The organism is Microbacterium limosum (assembly GCF_036324365.1).
In the GTDB taxonomy this organism is placed as follows: domain Bacteria; phylum Actinomycetota; class Actinomycetes; order Actinomycetales; family Microbacteriaceae; genus Microbacterium; species Microbacterium limosum.
In genome coordinates this window covers 2,097,800-2,112,988 of record NZ_CP137080.1, presented here as the reverse complement: position 1 = coordinate 2,112,988, position 15,189 = coordinate 2,097,800, and the positions used below count along the sequence as shown (strand labels likewise).

Here is a 15,189-nt window from a genome sequence, read left to right as displayed (position 1 = left end):
GCGCCGCGGGTGAAGTGGCGGGCGCGGCGTGTCGCGACCGTTCGCCGGAGCCGGAGCCGGAGCCGGAGCCGGAGCCGGAGGGCGGTCAGGCGAGGCACGCGCGGACCACGCGGTCGATGACGGGACGGATCTCGGCGTCGGGATCGACGCTGAGGCGATGCAGGATCAAGCCTTCGGACGCGGCCATGAGCGTGCGAACCGCCTCGGCGGGGTGGGCTGCGCCCACGTGCGCGAGCAGGGATGCCGTCCACTCGACGTATGCGGCGCGCTGGGCGAGCAGCGGTTCGAGCATGACCCGGTCGTGGGCGCCCTCGAGGAACAGGGCGTACCGAGCGCGGGTGCGTGCCGCGAGGGGTCCGGTCTGCATCGCGATCAGGCCGCTGAACGCGTCGGTCAGCTGGTCGGGAGTGTCGATCGTGGGGGGTCCCGCGGTGGCGATCTCGGCGCGCTCGCTCTCGGCGAGGTGGACGACCACACCCGCGACGAGGGCGTCGCGGGTGCGGAACCAGTTCGACGTCGATCCCCTCGGCAACCCGGCCGCGGCGTCCACGCGCGCGTGGGTGAGGGCGCGGACTCCCTGCTCGCCCACGAGGGTGAGAGCGGCGGCGAGATGCCGGCTCTCGTCACCGGCGCATACCGCCGGCGGCGGCTGCGGGCGCCGACCCTCTACGCCTTCGGCGCGAAGGATGTGCCGCTGACGGAGGCCTATGTGCGCGCGCATGTCGGCGATGTGAAGCGCTTCGCGGACGACGTGGAGTTCGCATCCATTCCGGACGCCGCGCACTTCGCCACCGACGACAACCCGCGCGCCGTGCAGGAACTGATCCTCCGGTTCTTCGCCCGGACGGGATGAGTCAGGCGGCGAGCTGGTCGGCGTCGAGGATCGTGTAGGCGTATCCCTGCTCGGCGAGGAAGCGCTGGCGGTTCTGCGCGAAGTCCTGGTCGACGGTGTCACGCGCGATGAGCGTGTAGAAGCTCGCCGTGTGCCCGTTGGTCTTCGGACGCAGTAGGCGGCCGAGACGCTGGGCCTCCTCCTGGCGCGACCCGAACGAGCCCGACACCTGGATGGCGACGGATGCCTCGGGCAGGTCCACCGAGAAGTTCGCGACCTTCGACACCACGAGCACCGTGAGCGAGCCCTCGCGGAACGCCTGGAACAGCTCCTCGCGCTCGTCGACGGGCGTCGCGCCCGTGATCTTCGGGGCCCCGAGCGCGTCGGCCAGGATGTCGATCTGGTCGAGGTACTGGCCGATGATCAGGATGCGTTCGCCCTCGTGCCGCTCGACGAGGCTGCGGACGACCCCGATCTTCGCGTGCGCCGTCGCGGCGAGGCGATACCGCTCGTCATCCGCCGCCGCGGCGTACTCGAGGCGGTCGGAGGCGGGCAGGTCGATGCGCACCTCGTAGCAGGCGGCGGGGGAGATGAAGCCCTGGGCCTCGATCTCCTTCCACGGGGCGTCGAACCGCTTGGGGCCGATGAGGCTGAAGACGTCGCCCTCGCGGCCGTCCTCGCGCACGAGCGTGGCCGTCAGGCCCAGGCGCCGGCGCGCCTGCAGTTCCGCGGTGAGCTTGAAGACGGGGGCGGGGAGCAGGTGCACCTCGTCGTAGACGATGAGGCCCCAGTCGAGCGCGTCGAGCAGCGCGAGGTGCGCGTACTCGCCCTTCCGCTTGGCGGTGAGGATCTGGTACGTCGCGATCGTGACCGGCTTGACCTCCTTCACCTGCCCCGAGTACTCGCCGATCTCCTCGGGCGTGAGCGACGTGCGTCGCAGCAGCTCGTCGCGCCACTGGCGCGCCGAGACGGTGTTGGTGACGAGGATGAGCGTCGTCGTCTTGGTGTCGGCCATCGCCGCCGCGCCCACAAGGGTCTTCCCGGCGCCGCAGGGCAGCACCACGACGCCCGAGCCGCCGTCGGCGAAGCTGTCGACGGCCTTGCGCTGGTAAGGGCGCAGGTGCCAGCCGTCCTCCGCGAGCTCGATCTCGTGGGGGGTGCCGGGGCTGTAGCCGGCGAGGTCTTCGGCGGGCCACCCGATCTTCAGCAGCTCCTGCTTGATGTGGCCGCGGGCCCACGCATCCACCGTGTACGAATCGGGGGTGGGGTGGCCGGTCAGCAGCGGCTGGATGCGCTTGTTCTTGGCGACCTCGGCGAGCACCGCCTGGTCGGTGGAGCGCAGCACGAGGGTGCCCTCGTCGTCGCGCTCGATGAGCAGGCGGCCGTAGCGGCCCACCGTCTCGCGGATGTCGATCGACACCGAGGGCGGCACGGGGAACCGCGACCAGCGCTCGAGGGTCTCGAGCATGTCGTCGGCCTGGTGTCCCGCCGCACGCGCGTTCCACAGGCCCAGCCGCGTCACACGGTAGGTGTGGATGTGCTCGGGGGCGCGCTCGAGCTCGGCGAAGACGGCCAGCTCGTGGCGGGCGGTCTCGGCATCCGGGTGCGCCACCTCGAGCAGCACCGTGCGATCGCTCTGGACGATGAGGGGACCGTCAGACATAACTGCTCAGTCTACCGGCGGGATGCCGCGGCGGGCGCGGCGGCTCACAGGCGACGGATGCTGCGGATGCTCGAGACCGGGAGGGTGCGCTCCACGTCGGTGCCGCGCTCGCGGCCGCGCATCCGGCCGCCGCCCATGCCGGACGCCTCGAGCACGAACGTGCGCGCGACGCCGCCCGGCAGCTCGACGTCGATCTCGACGAGGCTGCGCTCGCGCACCGCGGCCTCGAGCTCGCGGTCGAGCCACGCGGCGTCCGCGTCGGCCTCGTCGGCCCCACGCAGCAGGCGGATTATAGGACCGTACGTCTCGCCGTCGTCGGTCGCGGGGGGCGAGACGGCGACCCGGTGCCGGCGCAATCGCAGCATCGTCCCGTCGGCGTCGACCGCGATCGCGGGGTACCGGGCGTCGATGAGGGCCCACAGCACCGTGTCGCGCGCGACCCGCGAGGTGAGGGCGCTGCCGTCGGCGGTGCGCACGAGCCCGAGGGGCCGCAGCGACTGATCGACGGCGATCGGCTCGAGCGCCTCGGGCGACGAGCTCCACACGCGCGTGCGCGTCGCATCGGCCGGGGCATCGGGGTCGTCGCCGACCCGCACGGTGCCGTGGCGCTCCGCCGTCGTGCGCACGAGGTAGTCGAGCGGCTGGGGCACACCCGTGAGCGAGAGCTCGGCGAGGAAGGCGAGGATCGTCTCGGCGTTCTCGCCCTCCGTGAGCGCCCCTGCGACGGTCTCGGCCGTGAAGCGGTAGGAGGATGCCTGGGCGTGCGATTCGCGCACGGCGATGCGGCGCAGTCTCACGTCGAGCCCCGGGGCGAGAGGACCGGGCGAGATCGCGGTGAGGTCGTTCTGCAGGTAGATGCGGTCGACCTCGCGCGGCATGAGTGTTGCGAGCTCCCGCGCCGCGGCGGCGGGGTCGGCGCCGATGAGGCGCGTCCACGAGGGGGCGGCGCCCGTGGGAGTCACGATGCCCCACGCCTCGGCCTCGCGGCGGAACGCGGCGCCCCGGTCGGGCCAGGCGGGGTCGGCCGGGAACGCCGCAGGCCACCCGGCAGGGTCGGTGAGGCGGGCGGACGCCGTGAGGGGCGCCGGCACGGCGATCCACCAGGCGCGGGCGGCGGACGTCCACCGGTCGGGGGTGGATGCCGCGAGCCAGTCGTCCGCGGCGGCGGTGGGCATGAACGAGCGGGTGTCGGCGGCGAGCAGGCCGGCGCGCTCGGCGAGCGAAATGAGGGGGTCGACGTCGTCGGGATGGGGGAGGTCCTCGGCGAGGCGGCGGCGGTCGGCGGCGCCCAGGGCCCCGGAGCCCACACGCGAGAGCGGCGTGCGGATCGCCTGGATGAGGATGTCGCCGAGTGCGGCGACGCTCGTGAAGGCGCGCTCGGCGGCGTGCCCCTCGGCGGTGGCGTCGGCATCGGGCGCGGGGCGACCCACGTCGATGGGGGAGCCGCCGAACTCGGCCAGCAGGGCCGCGACCTGCGGGAGGGGGACGCCCTCGGCATCCGTCAGCATGAGGCGTCGCGTGTGGGCGCTGCCGCTCTCGCGGCCCTCCCGGGCGGCGTCCGTCAGCTCGGCGAGGTCGGCGGCGGGCAGCGTGGCGAGGGCGCGACGCAGCGACGCGGGATCGGTGAGGGCTTCGGCGGCGTCGAAGAAGTCACGCCAGGCCGGCAGTGCGGGGGCGCGGCGCTCGCGCAGGAAGTCCGCCAGCTCCGCGTCGGAGAGGGCGGCCAGCCGTACCGCGAGATCCCGTGTGCCCTCCGCCATGTCGGCCGGGCCTTACGCCCTGTTGGCCCGGCCGCGCTTGACCCACGTGATGATCAGCAGCGCGATGATGAGCACGAAGGCCAGCGGCAGCCCGATCATCGGCAGGACGGCGACCATGGGCCAGATGCCGCTGCCGAAGTCGGCCTGCGTCATCCCGGTGGCGGTGCCGATCATGATCGCGAAGAAGCAGCCGATGGCGAGCAGGGCGATGCCGAGCGACATGAACGCGAGGACGCGCTCGAGGCGGCCGGGGGCCGGCATCGGGTCGGGTGTGGTCGGGCTCATCCGTCTCAGCCTAGTGCGCGCCGGTGCCGTAGTCTGATGTGTCGGGGCGATCCGCTCCGCGATTTCCCGCGCCCGCAGGGCGCTTCCTACAGCGAGGTCATGATGCCCACCGGCAAGGTCAGGTTCTACGACGAGGAGAAGGGGTTCGGCTTCATCACGACGGATGACGGCCAGGACGTCTTCCTGCACGCCACGGCTCTGCCGCAGGGCGCGTCGGCACCCAAGCCGGGCTCGCGTGTGGAGTTCGGTGTCGCCGACGGCAAGCGCGGGCTGCAGGCGCTGTCGGTGCGCGTGCTCGAGGCCCCGCCGAGCCTGTCGAAGGCCAAGCGCAAGCCCGCCGACGACATGGCCGTGATCGTCGAGGACCTCGTGGCTCTGCTCGACGGCATCGGCGGCGACCTGCGCCGGGGGCGTTACCCGAGCGGGGGTCATGCGAAGAAGGTCGCGGCCGTGCTGCGCCGGGTCGCTGATGAACTCGATGCCTGACGACGCCACGGTCGAGTCCGCGTCGGCCCCCGAGACGGAGGCCGGCCCCTCGTTCGCGCCCGGGGCACCCGAGCCCGAGGCGTCGGCGCCGGAGGCGGCCGTGCCCGATGAGCGTCTGATCCAGGCGCGCGACCTCGCCCGTGCGGCGCTGGCCGAGATCACCCCCGAGCGCACGATCGGCGACGCCGCGGGGTACCGCGTGGAGCAGGGCGGCGTCGTGTCGCTGCTGTTCAACAACCGGCTGGGCGGATACCCGGGCTGGTTCTGGACCGTTTCGGTCGCGCGCATCGAAGGCGAGGAGCCGACCGTGCTGGAGGCCGAGCTGCTGCCCGGCAACGGCGCGCTCGTGGCGCCCGAGTGGGTGCCGTGGGCCGAGCGTCTGGCGGAGTACCAGGCGCAGCAGCGCGCCCAGGCCGAGCTCGCGCAGCAGTCCGACGAGGACGACTCGGACGACGAGGATCCGGATGACGGGGACGACGCCGACGACCTCGACGACGACACCGACGACCTCGACGCGGCAGATTTCGACACCGACGGCTCGCGCATCCTGCACGCCGGAGACGTCGACGGGGTCGACATCGACGAGCTCGACTCGGACGACGAGGACTCGGATGATGACATCGATGACGACTCGGATGACGAGGACGACTTCGATGACGACGATTCGGACGACGAAGACGACTCGGGTGACGAGGATGACATCGACGACGACTCGGATGACGACGATGACTCAGACGACTCGGATGTCTCCGACTCCGACTCCGACTCCGACGAGTTCGTCTCGAGCGAGGACGACCTCGGCGAGGGCGAGCTCAGCGACTCCGACAACTGAGCGGGCCCCCGTCGGCCTGGCTCAAAGCCGCTCGAGCGTGTAGTCGATCGACGCGATCAGCTGGCGCACGTCGGACGGCTCGATCGAGACGAACGTCGCGACGCGCAGCTGGTTGCGCCCGAGCTTGCGGTAAGGCTCGGTGTCGACGATGCCGTTCGACCGCAGCGACGCGGCGAGTGCCGCGGCATCCACCGACTCGTCGAAGTCGATCGTGACGACGACGGGGGAGCGATCGGCCGGATCGGCGACGAACGGCGTCGCGACGGCGGACGCCTCGGCCCACTCGTAGAGCGCGGTGGAGGATTCGGCCGTGCGAGCCGCGGCCCACGTGAGGCCGCCGTTGTCGGTGATCCACGAGAGCTGGTCGCGCAGCAGGAACAGCGTGGTCAGCGCGGGGGTGTTGAGCGTCTGCTCGAGGCGGGAGTTCTCGAGCGCGTTCTTGAGGCTGAGGAACTCGGGGATGTAGCGGCCCGAGGCGGCGATGCGCTCGATGCGCTCGATCGCGGCGGGCGAGACGGCGGCGAACCACAGGCCGCCGTCGGAGCCGAGGTTCTTCTGCGGGGCGAAGTAGTAGACGTCGGCCTCGGCGACGTCGAAGAAGATGCCGCCGGCGGCGCTCGTGGCGTCGATGACGGTGAGGGCGCCCTCGTCGCCGCGCACGCGCTGCACGGGGGCGGAGACGCCCGTGGAGGTCTCGTTGTGGGGCCACGCGTAGACGTCGACGCCCTCGACCGCTTCCGCGATCGCGCGCGTGCCGGGGTCGGCCTTGCGCACGTCGGGCGCTTCGAGCCACGGGGCCTTGGCGGCGGCGGCGAACTTTCCGCCGAACTCGCCGAAGACGAGGTTCTGCGAGCGGCGCTCGATGAGGCCGAACGCCGCGGCATCCCAGAACGCGGTGGATCCGCCGTTGCCGAGCACGATCTCGTAGCCCTCGGGGATGCGGAAGAGGTCGGCGAGCAGACCCCGCACGTCGCGCACGAGGTTCTTCACGGGGGCCTGGCGGTGCGAGGTGCCGAGCAGCGAGGCGCCCGTCGTGGCCAGCGCCTCGAGCTGCGCGGCGCGCACCTTCGACGGTCCGCAGCCGAAGCGACCGTCGACGGGCAGGAGTTCGGAGGGCAGCGTCACATGGGGCATGGCTCCGATTCTAGGGGCGGGCATCCGTGCGACCCTCCGGGCGTCGGGTGCCTGGATTAGGCTTGCCTTCGTAGGCCTGAAGCGAGGAAACCCGGTCATGACCGATCTGATCGACACCACCGAGATGTATCTGCGCACGATCCTCGAGCTCGAGGAAGAGAACATCGTGCCGCTGCGCGCGCGCATCTCCGAGCGACTGGGGCACTCGGGCCCCACCGTGTCGCAGACGGTCGGCCGGATGGAGCGCGACGGCCTCGTCGTGGTCTCCGAGGATCGCAGGCTCGAGCTGACCGACGCGGGGCGCCAGAAGGCGGTCGACGTCATGCGCAAGCACCGCCTCGCCGAGCGCCTGCTCTCCGACGTCATCGGCCTCGACTGGGCCTACGTGCACGAGGAGGCCTGTCGCTGGGAGCACGTCATGAGCGAGCAGGTGGAGCGCCGTCTCGTCGAGCTGCTGGGGCACCCCACCGAGTCGCCCTACGGCAACCCGATCCCGGGGCTCGACCAGCTGGGCGACGTTCCTGCGCTCACTTTCTCGCAGGGGGTCGTGGGGCTCGTGCGGCTGCTCAACGAGAAGGGTGGCCCGATCGAGGGAACTGTGCGCCGTCTCGCAGAGCCCGCGCAGGTCGATCCCGAGCTGCTGGAGCAGCTGCGCGGTGCCGGCGTCGTCCCGGGTGCGCGGGGTAGCTATCGCTTCAACGAGGGGTACGTGCTGGTCGAGATGGACGGCGCTGAGGAGGGCCTCGAGCTCCCCGTCGAGGTCGCCGCGCACATCTTCCTCGTCGACGCGAGCGTCTGATCGCGACCCTTCTGTTCCCGCTGCGCGGGGCCGCGGCATCCACAGTCCGGACCGCCCGACGTGACAGAATCGTTATCGTCGGGTAATCTCGGGGAGTCGCGCGGCGAGAAGCCCGTCGCACGAACACCGCCCGGTACGCCCCACAGGTTCGTCACTCCGAGCGGTCGCGCCACGCCTGAACGCGCCGACGAACCGCACCCACCCGAAATCGGGTGCCGGGGCCGGAGGACCAGCTTGGCTGATAACGACAACACGCCCGCGAGCGCTCCCGACACGGCCGGATCCGACCTCGGTCGGCGGTCCTCTCGGTGGCAGGCCACCAAGCGAGCCTGGGCGTCCCGCCCGCAGCGAGCGAGCAAGGCCGTCGTCGCCTCGTCGTCGGTGGCGCGCATCGAGTCGAAGCGTCGCGGTCCGCTGCGCAGCGTGCTGACGATCGCGGCCGTCACGGGTCTCGTGGCCACTGTCGCCCTCCCCGCCTATGCGGCCTTCTCGCCCGAAGAGGCCACCACCACGATGGAGCAGCTCGCCGCCGACGGCGCGCAGACGCTCGTCGTGGCCTCCGAAGTTCAGGGCTCCGACCTCTCCCGCAGCTCTTACGCGGCCACGACGCCCGACGAGATCGCGAAGAAGAAGGCCGAAGAGGCCGCCGCCGCTGCGGCCGCCGCAGCCGCCGCGGCGCGAACGCAGGCTGCATCCTCGGGTGGCGGGTCCTACGCGGTTCCCGCCGGGGTGCCGCTCGTGGCCCCGGGCTCTGGCATCGTGCGTCGTCCGCTGCCGTACTTCAACAACTTCGGCGCCCCCTACGCCGGTCACCGCGGCACCGACTACATGGTCGAGCGCGGCACCCCCATCTACTCCGTCGCGGACGGCGTCGTCACGACGTCGACCGACGGCGGCGGGGCGCTGGGTGTGACCGTCACGATCATGCACAACATCAACGGTCACGCCGTGCAGAGCGTCTACGCTCACATGCTCGGCGGCAGCCGCACGGTGAGCGCGGGTCAGACCGTGAGCGCCGGGCAGATGATCGGTCAGGTCAGCGACACGGGTCGTGCTTTCGGCACGCACCTGCACCTCATGATCCACGTCGATGGCACGCGAGTGGATGCCGAGGGCTGGCTCGTCGCCAACGCCGGCTGAGCCGCTGCCTCTGTGGGCGAGCCGGATGCCGCGGCATCCGTCATTCGCCCGCGTCGCGCAGCGGTGCCGATCGTTCACCGGCGCGTCGGCCGGGTGCGCATCCGGGTGAGGTACCCTTACCGCGACGCGTGATCGAGCGGAGGAGGGAGCCGATGGACCGAATACCTCGCATTCGAACCAGGAATGCGCAAGGTCGTTACGTCCTTCGGCATCGTGTGCACTTTTGCCGCGGCATAGCCGTGGTTCCAGGGCGCTGTCTGTAAAGACGGCGTCCTTTTTTGTGCTCGCGCACCCCTTTCGTGAGGTTCCGCGTCAGTGATTCGAATACCGCTGAAGCCGTCACGGCCATTCGAAAGGAACCCGGATGCGCACTCTGGTGCTGAACGCAGGCTATGAGCCCCTCGCGATCGTGTCGTTCAAGCGAGCCCTCGTGCTCGTGATGAATGCGAAGGCGACCGTCATCGAACGCGTGGAGGATGATCCGGTCTGCGGCATCCAGACCACGTTCGATCGGCCCGCCGTGATCGTGCTGACCCGCTACGTGCGCGTGCCGCAGGCGCGTCGCGTACCCGTCACCAGGCGGGGGGTGCTGCGTCGGGACGGGCATCGGTGCGGGTACTGCGGCAAGAGTGCGACGACGATCGACCACGTGCTGCCGCGCTCGCGCGGGGGAGCGGACTCGTGGGAGAACCTCGTGGCCGCGTGTCTTCGGTGCAACAACGTGAAGGGCGATCGGACGCCAGCCGAGATGCGCTGGGAGCTGCGCTTGACGCCGCGCGCGCCCCACGGGGCGCAGTGGACGGTGCGGGGTTCGGAGCGTTCGGACCCGGTGTGGGAGCCCTATCTCGAGCTCGCCGCCTGAGGCTGGAGGTGCTCGAGCGCTTGCTCGAGCCCGGCTCGGGCTTGCTCGGGGGTTTCGTGGGGCGCCGTTAGACTGGACGGGCCAGCCTCTGTAGCTCAATGGAAGAGCAGTTGCGTCCTAAGCAAACGGTTGGGGGTTCGAGTCCCTCCAGGGGCACAGTCTCTTTTTGCCTCTGACCAGGTATTTCTTCTGTGGTCAGACCACTCAGAATGCGTTTTTGGCCGCTTTTTGCCCGCATTCTGAAATTTCGTGTCAGAAATTTCGTGTCATCTCGCAGGACATCGGTGACGGTTCTGCATCAGGACTTCGGTGACGGTTCCGGGGTCGCTCGTGATGGCACTTCCGCCGCTCTCATGTAGGTGTGAGCAGAAACGAGCCTGTTGATCCCCGTGTCCGTCTCGCGATCTCGCAGTGGCCCGACGACGCGCCGCGCGGGGCGGTGACGACGTTCTGCGCCGAACACGGCATCTCGCGGAAGACGTTCTACCTCTTGCGCTCGCGTGCGACCGCTGAAGGGCCCGCCGCGCTGCTCGAGCCGAAGTCACGCAGGCCGCACACCTCACCGACGCAGCTGGGCGACGACATCAAGACTCAGGCGCTGCAGGTGCGTGCGTCGCTGGAGCAGTCAGGGCTGGATCACGGGCCGATCAGCGTGCATGCGAAGATGACCGCGATGGGGTTGCCGGCACCATCAACGGCGTCGCTGTCGCGTGTGTTCCGTGACGCGGGAGTCGCCCGGGCGGCACCGAACAAGCGACCGCGCGCGTCGTCGATGAGGCGGTCGTCATGCACGGCCGGCGATCGAGGCTTCAGCTGGATCGGTAAAACCACTTCCAGGACTGTCGACCGAGAGAACCGAAGGGGGTCCACTGCGGCATTCGCGGCCGTGGAGCAGACCAAGCAAGACGGCATCCCGGTGCGCGCGTTCTGCTGAGCAACAGGCCCCGGCATCAGTACTCGTTCTGGAACGGGCCGAGATTCGACCTCAACCCGTGCCTGGGGACTCTTGCCGGTCACGGGATCAACCCGTAGGCGTACGCGATCTCCATGTCTGCACCGTCGGCCGGCACCGTGACGGTAAAGGCGCCGGAGCTGCCCATTTGATGCTTGCTGCTGGCGCTTGAGAGAGTGAAGCGTGACGGTTCGGCGGCTCGTAGGTTCCTCATCCATCGGTAGCGCGGCGACCCTCGTGCTAATGCTCACCGCCTGCACCCCAGCTCCCGCTCCCGCCCCGTCCTCGTCATCTCCCCCGTCACCCGTAGCCACCGACACCGTGACGTTCGCCGCGGTCATCGACGGTGACACGATCGAAACCAGCGCGGGAACAGTGCGCATCATCGGCATCGACACTCCTGAACGCGGTGAATGCGGCTACGACGAGGCATCCGCCGCGCTCGGCCGTCTCGTCTCCGTCGGCGATCCGCTGGTGCTCTCGTTGCCCGCCGCACAGAACGACCGTGACGACTACGGTCGGATGCTGCGCAGCGTCGCGACCGCGGACGGCACGGATCTCGGCCGCGTGCAGATCGACGCAGGCAACGCGGTGGCGCGATACGACTCGAGCGACGGCTACCCCGCGCATCCGCTCGAGGCCGAGTATCGCGCGGCTCAGACCGCCGTGCTGGATGCGGACCGCAACGTGGTCACGGCCGCCTGTCAGGGTGGGGCGGCTCCCGCTCCGTCGCTCGGTGTCAGCTGGTGGCAGGCGTACTCGTCGTGCACGAAGCTCTCGCGCAACGAGGCCGGGCATCCGACCGGCCCGTTCGACCGCGACGACCCCTCCCAGGCCGCGATCTACGAATGGTTCGCGTACGGCACGGGCAACAACGGCGATGGCGACGGGGACGGCCTCGCCTGCGAGTAGCGCCCGCCGGGGACTGCGCAACAGGGTCTGCCGCCCTGGTCACCTCCCACCGGTGCGCCGACGGCGAGCTGCGGCGTGATGCTCGATAGCCTCGACGCACCGATCGAGAGAGGGCAGACGCATGGAGAACGACTACACAGGGTGGGCCGCGGGCATCGGAATCGTCGGATTCCTCACCGCGATCGTGCTGTACCTCGGGATGCTGGCGCTCACGCTGTGGGTGTTCTACCTGATCATCCGCACGGCCGTGAAGAACGGCATCCTGAAGGCCGACGAGGAGCGCCGGCGTCGGTCGTACCCGCTGCAGTAGCCCGGGCCGGCCTCACGGGCGGACGCGGACGCTGCGCCCCTCGAAAGTGACCACGTCGCCGAGCTGCAGCTGCCGGCCACGGCGGCGGTCGACCTCGCCGTTGACGAGCACGTAGCCGTCGATGATCGCCTCTTTCACGTCTCCGCCGGAGTCGAGCAGCCCCGCAAACTTCATGAACTGGCCGAGGCGGATGCTGTCGCCACCGATGGACACGTCTTCGGTCGGTTGCGGGGCAGTCACCCCGCAATGCTAACCGCCGGCCCGCCGCGAATCGCGCCCGATTGGACAGGCCGACGTTCCTCGCCGGGGGGCGGCTCTCCTGAGTGAGCGCTCTCGCTCTACCCGCGTCCCTTCTCGATGGATGTCGAATCGATCGCCGGGCAAGGAATTCAGCGCGTCGGACCCCGCGCCTTGGCGCAGATCCGCCTTCGTCATCGGCGGCGACGCGATCGTCCTCGGGCACTCGTCGGGCGCCATCCTCGCGCTCTATGCTGCATCCCGAGGCGCGCCGATCCGGCGCTCTTCCTGTCCGAGCCGCCGTTCCACTTCGGCGTCGGCGAACCCGACCCCGGGCTCGCCGATCGGTTGCAGCGCCTCGTAGACGAGGGCAGGAGCGCAGACGCCGTCGTCACCTTTCAGCTCGAGGCCGTGGAGCTGCCGCGCGAGATGGTCGACGCGATCCGGCAGAGCGATGCGTTCTCCGGCCTCGTGGCGGTCGCGCAGTCGACCGTCTACGACGCACGGCTGAGTGCGCAGCTCTCGACGCCGCCGGGCGGGATGGTGTCGGTGTCGCGGTCCGTCACGATCCTGCGCGGGGAGCAGACGTTCCCGCTTCTGGTCGCCGCGGCCGATCGGCTCGCCGAGGAGATGCATGCCGCCGCGCTCGTGATCGTGCCCGAGTCGGTCATGCACCGGCCCGACCCGGTTGCGACGGCTCGCGTCATCCGGCAGCGCGCCTGACGCGACTCGCGCCGGAGTTCACCGCGCGCGGCCGTGGTCCTCGACATCCGGGTCTGCGCGGAGCACGTCGGCCACCTCCTCCTCCGGACGCGGCGGCACCGTCTCGTCGACTTCGATCTCGGGAACGCTCGGCTCTCCCGGTGCGGGCACGTGTCGCGCCGTGCGGCGGTAGCGGACGTGCGTCGCCAGCGGGGAGTTCAGCGCCTCGACCGGTTCGAAGCCGAACGACCCGATCCCGTCGAAGATCCTCTCGCCCGCTCCGAGCAGCACGGGAGCGATGTCGAGCGTGAGTTCGTCGACGACACCGGCGGCGAGCGCCTGGCGGACCGTCGAGGCGCCGCCCGCGATGTGGATGCCCGCGTCCCCCGCCACCTCGAGAGCCCGGGCATACGCGGCGTCGAACCCCTCCGTGACGAAGTGGAAGGTCGTGCCGCCGGCCATCTCGATCGGCTCGTGGGCGTGATGCGTGAGCACGAAGACGGGCGCGTGATACGGCGGCTCGGCGCCCCACCATCCCCGCCAGTCCTCGTCCCACTCGCCGCGGATGGGCCCGAACATGTTGCGGCCCATGATGTACGCGCCGCGCGGGCGCCCCAGCCAGTCGCTCGCGGTCGCGTCGGCCTCGGTGGCGCGTTCGTCACCCAGGTGCCAGCGATGAAGCTCGAGCCCGCCGACACCGAGCGGGTGCTCTCGGCTCTGGTCGGGCCCGGCGATGAACCCGTCGAGCGATATCGAGACGTGGCAGGTGGTGTCGGTCATGCGCGACCTTTCCGTCGTGTCGGGGCCCGGGCGCTCGCACGCAATCTACCCGAGGGGTCGGCCCGCCGACTCGCGGTCCTGCTTCGTGGTCGTCGCTTGTGCCCCGAGTCGGGATCAGAACGGCACGGGATCGGGTTCGATCTCGCACTCGGGGTCGGGGGCGAACTCGACGCGACTGACGGGGGTGTCTATGTAGCTGCGTCCGGTGGGGCTGGTCCATTCGAGGTCGCCGCCGCCCCGCTGAGTCACCCTCCAGGCGGTCTGGTGCTTGAGCACGTGATGTCGTCGGCAGAACAGGGCGAGATTCTCGGCACTCGTCGCGCCGCCGTGGGCGTGGTCGATCGTATGGTCGGCGTCGCATCGCTTGGCGGGCAGGCGACACCCGGGGAAGCGGCAGTGCTGATCCCGGACGGTGAGGTGTCGGCGCATGTGCTCGCTCGGGCGATAGCGGTCGACCGCGAGCACCTGCCCCGAGATCGGGTGAGTGAGGATGCGATCCCATCCGGGCGCCGCCGCCGTGAGCGAGAGCGCGGTGCGGGTATCGACGGGGGAGTGGCCCACGAGGAAGGGGCTTTCGTAGGGGTCGGTCACGCGCTTCTCGATGAGGCTCATGACCGGAACGGTGACCTGGACGTTCGCCCGGATCGCCCCGAGGCCGCCCGGAACGGTATGCGCCGTCGGCTCTCCCGCCAGCAGGAGGTCGGCGAAGACGTCGGCGCGCACCTGGTCGGTGGTGCGCTCGTCATCGGAGGCCTCGGCATCCGAGTCGTGAGCGACGCGAGGGTGGGAGGCGTCGCCCTCGCCGGCGACGGCATGCCTGCGCGCATCGACCACGCTGCGGGCCATCTGCGACAGGCGGTCGTGGATGCCGTGGGCGACGACCGCTGGCAGCAGCGCCCGCAGCTCTGCCATTCCGTCGTCGAGGTCGGTGACCCAGACCGCGCGGTCGTCGAGCGCACGGTGGTGGCGCTCTTCGAAGGTGGTGTCGGCGAACCACTCCGCGCGGCGCTTGGCGAGCGGGGCGAAGCGCGAGGCCGCCTCGGTGAACGCGAGCGGGAGGACGGTGTCTTCGTACTCGGCCCGCAGCTGGGCGTGCTCGATGACGGCGCCGGCCGACACGAGGGCTCGGGCGTGGGCGATGGAGATCTGCCCCGCCTCGAGAGCGGCCGTGGTGGCGACGTAGTCGTGGACGAGCGTCGCGGCATCCTGCATCTGTCGCTGCACCGTGCGGTCACTGACCCGCCACGCCGCCCCGATCTCGGCCGCGATCGAGCGGTACGGCAGCTCGGCATCCGACCCGGTGCGCGCCCCGCCCGCTTCGGTGGTCCAGTCCTCCGCTATGCCGCGGGCCTCGGCCAGAAGGCGCGCCTCCTCCGCTTCGAGCCGCGCCTTCTGCGCCCGCACCTCGACGAGCCGCGGCAGCAGCGCATCGACCCGCGCGTCGGCCCGGAGCCGGGCGTTGAGCGCGGTATCGGTCATGGGGCAATCATGCCCGGGGCCACC

At 70.7% G+C, this 15,189-nt stretch carries 17 protein-coding genes, 1 tRNA gene and 1 pseudogene; 11 read left to right on the top strand and 8 right to left on the bottom strand.

Going from position 1 to position 15,189, the window contains the following annotated elements; all coding sequences use genetic code 11:
* Positions 1-85: 85 nt before the first annotated feature.
* Positions 86-550 (bottom strand): TetR/AcrR family transcriptional regulator, encoded by a 465-nt coding sequence (locus RYJ27_RS10190; RefSeq protein WP_330170200.1) that lies wholly within the window; start codon positions 548-550, stop codon positions 86-88.
* A gap of 6 nt (positions 551-556) precedes the next feature.
* Here RYJ27_RS10190 and RYJ27_RS10185 point away from each other — a divergent pair, with 6 nt between their 5' ends.
* Complete coding sequence (locus RYJ27_RS10185; RefSeq protein ID WP_330170199.1) at positions 557-853, top strand: alpha/beta fold hydrolase; 297 nt, start codon at positions 557-559, stop codon at positions 851-853.
* 1 nt (position 854) lies between these two features.
* Here RYJ27_RS10185 and RYJ27_RS10180 read toward each other — a convergent pair whose 3' ends face one another.
* The 3 genes from RYJ27_RS10180 to RYJ27_RS10170 are packed head-to-tail and all read right to left on the bottom strand — an operon-like array spanning position 855 to position 4,540.
* The gene (locus RYJ27_RS10180) at positions 855-2,495 is read right to left on the bottom strand and encodes a DNA repair helicase XPB (RefSeq protein ID WP_330170198.1); all 1,641 of its coding nucleotides are present in this window, start codon (positions 2,493-2,495) and stop codon (positions 855-857) included.
* A gap of 44 nt (positions 2,496-2,539) precedes the next feature.
* Positions 2,540-4,255: a helicase-associated domain-containing protein gene (locus tag RYJ27_RS10175; RefSeq protein ID WP_330170197.1), complete on the bottom strand. Its 1,716-nt coding sequence runs from the start codon at positions 4,253-4,255 to the stop codon at positions 2,540-2,542.
* A 12-nt stretch (positions 4,256-4,267) separates the two neighbouring features.
* Positions 4,268-4,540 (bottom strand): multidrug ABC transporter ATPase, encoded by a 273-nt coding sequence (locus RYJ27_RS10170; RefSeq protein WP_330170196.1) that lies wholly within the window; start codon positions 4,538-4,540, stop codon positions 4,268-4,270.
* A gap of 102 nt (positions 4,541-4,642) precedes the next feature.
* Here RYJ27_RS10170 and RYJ27_RS10165 point away from each other — a divergent pair, with 102 nt between their 5' ends.
* Both RYJ27_RS10165 and RYJ27_RS10160 read left to right on the top strand, forming a co-directional pair.
* Positions 4,643-5,026 (top strand): cold-shock protein, encoded by a 384-nt coding sequence (locus tag RYJ27_RS10165; protein WP_330172046.1) that lies wholly within the window; start codon positions 4,643-4,645, stop codon positions 5,024-5,026.
* Positions 5,019-5,858, top strand: a complete 840-nt coding sequence (locus RYJ27_RS10160; protein WP_330170195.1) for a DUF3027 domain-containing protein — start codon at positions 5,019-5,021, stop codon at positions 5,856-5,858. The genes RYJ27_RS10165 and RYJ27_RS10160 overlap by 8 nt, the downstream gene beginning before the upstream one ends.
* Before the next feature lie 21 nt (positions 5,859-5,879).
* Here the strand turns inward: RYJ27_RS10160 and serC are convergent, their stop codons facing one another.
* Positions 5,880-6,992 carry a phosphoserine transaminase gene (gene serC, locus RYJ27_RS10155; RefSeq protein ID WP_330170194.1) on the bottom strand — a complete coding sequence of 371 codons (1,113 nt, stop codon included), beginning with the start codon at positions 6,990-6,992 and terminating at the stop codon, positions 5,880-5,882.
* A gap of 97 nt (positions 6,993-7,089) precedes the next feature.
* Between serC and RYJ27_RS10150 the strand changes: the two genes are divergently transcribed.
* From RYJ27_RS10150 to RYJ27_RS10120, 7 genes are all read left to right on the top strand, one after another.
* Complete coding sequence (locus RYJ27_RS10150; protein ID WP_330170193.1) at positions 7,090-7,791, top strand: iron-dependent transcriptional repressor DtxR; 702 nt, start codon at positions 7,090-7,092, stop codon at positions 7,789-7,791.
* Between the two features lie 234 nt (positions 7,792-8,025).
* A complete protein-coding gene (locus tag RYJ27_RS10145) occupies positions 8,026-8,931 on the top strand; it encodes a M23 family metallopeptidase (protein ID WP_330170192.1) in 906 nt (301 codons plus the stop codon).
* Positions 8,932-9,295: 364 nt separating this feature from the next.
* Positions 9,296-9,793, top strand: a complete 498-nt coding sequence (locus tag RYJ27_RS10140; protein WP_330170191.1) for an HNH endonuclease — start codon at positions 9,296-9,298, stop codon at positions 9,791-9,793.
* Between the two features lie 84 nt (positions 9,794-9,877).
* Positions 9,878-9,949 (top strand) — tRNA-Arg (locus tag RYJ27_RS10135).
* A gap of 205 nt (positions 9,950-10,154) precedes the next feature.
* Complete coding sequence (locus RYJ27_RS13530) at positions 10,155-10,727, top strand: hypothetical protein (RefSeq protein WP_422732832.1); 573 nt, start codon at positions 10,155-10,157, stop codon at positions 10,725-10,727.
* Between the two features lie 339 nt (positions 10,728-11,066).
* Positions 11,067-11,657, top strand: coding sequence for a thermonuclease family protein (locus RYJ27_RS10125; protein ID WP_330170190.1), 591 nt, complete (start codon positions 11,067-11,069; stop codon positions 11,655-11,657).
* Between the two features lie 121 nt (positions 11,658-11,778).
* Positions 11,779-11,967, top strand: a complete 189-nt coding sequence (locus tag RYJ27_RS10120; RefSeq protein WP_330170189.1) for a hypothetical protein — start codon at positions 11,779-11,781, stop codon at positions 11,965-11,967.
* A 12-nt stretch (positions 11,968-11,979) separates the two neighbouring features.
* Here RYJ27_RS10120 and RYJ27_RS10115 read toward each other — a convergent pair whose 3' ends face one another.
* Complete coding sequence (locus tag RYJ27_RS10115; RefSeq protein WP_330170188.1) at positions 11,980-12,207, bottom strand: RNA-binding S4 domain-containing protein; 228 nt, start codon at positions 12,205-12,207, stop codon at positions 11,980-11,982.
* A gap of 171 nt (positions 12,208-12,378) precedes the next feature.
* On the opposite strand from RYJ27_RS10115, the gene RYJ27_RS10110 reads away from it, so the two are divergent.
* Positions 12,379-12,927, top strand: coding sequence for a hypothetical protein (locus RYJ27_RS10110; RefSeq protein ID WP_330170187.1), 549 nt, complete (start codon positions 12,379-12,381; stop codon positions 12,925-12,927).
* A gap of 162 nt (positions 12,928-13,089) precedes the next feature.
* Here the strand turns inward: RYJ27_RS10110 and RYJ27_RS10105 are convergent.
* Together RYJ27_RS10105 and RYJ27_RS10100 are read right to left on the bottom strand one after the other, a co-directional pair.
* Positions 13,090-13,686 (bottom strand): annotated as a pseudogene (locus RYJ27_RS10105) (dihydrofolate reductase family protein); the annotation flags it as partial.
* A 114-nt stretch (positions 13,687-13,800) separates the two neighbouring features.
* Positions 13,801-15,165, bottom strand: coding sequence for an HNH endonuclease signature motif containing protein (locus RYJ27_RS10100; RefSeq protein WP_330170186.1), 1,365 nt, complete (start codon positions 15,163-15,165; stop codon positions 13,801-13,803).
* Between the last annotated feature and the right edge of the window lie 24 nt (positions 15,166-15,189).

Excerpts from the sequence above, each read along its gene's own strand:
- serC (WP_330170194.1), bottom strand. The coding sequence starts at position 6,992 with ATGCCCCATGTGACGCTGCCCTCCGAACTCCTGCCCGTCGACGGTCGC.
- RYJ27_RS10180 (WP_330170198.1), bottom strand. The coding sequence starts at position 2,495 with ATGTCTGACGGTCCCCTCATCGTCCAGAGCGATCGCACGGTGCTGCTC.
- RYJ27_RS10120 (WP_330170189.1), top strand. The coding sequence starts at position 11,779 with ATGGAGAACGACTACACAGGGTGGGCCGCGGGCATCGGAATCGTCGGA.
- RYJ27_RS10165 (WP_330172046.1), top strand. The coding sequence starts at position 4,643 with ATGCCCACCGGCAAGGTCAGGTTCTACGACGAGGAGAAGGGGTTCGGC.
- RYJ27_RS10150 (WP_330170193.1), top strand. The coding sequence starts at position 7,090 with ATGACCGATCTGATCGACACCACCGAGATGTATCTGCGCACGATCCTC.
- RYJ27_RS10175 (WP_330170197.1), bottom strand. The coding sequence starts at position 4,255 with ATGGCGGAGGGCACACGGGATCTCGCGGTACGGCTGGCCGCCCTCTCC.
- RYJ27_RS10100 (WP_330170186.1), bottom strand. The coding sequence starts at position 15,165 with ATGACCGATACCGCGCTCAACGCCCGGCTCCGGGCCGACGCGCGGGTC.
- RYJ27_RS10160 (WP_330170195.1), top strand. The coding sequence starts at position 5,019 with ATGCCTGACGACGCCACGGTCGAGTCCGCGTCGGCCCCCGAGACGGAG.
- RYJ27_RS10140 (WP_330170191.1), top strand. The coding sequence starts at position 9,296 with ATGCGCACTCTGGTGCTGAACGCAGGCTATGAGCCCCTCGCGATCGTG.
- RYJ27_RS10170 (WP_330170196.1), bottom strand. The coding sequence starts at position 4,540 with ATGAGCCCGACCACACCCGACCCGATGCCGGCCCCCGGCCGCCTCGAG.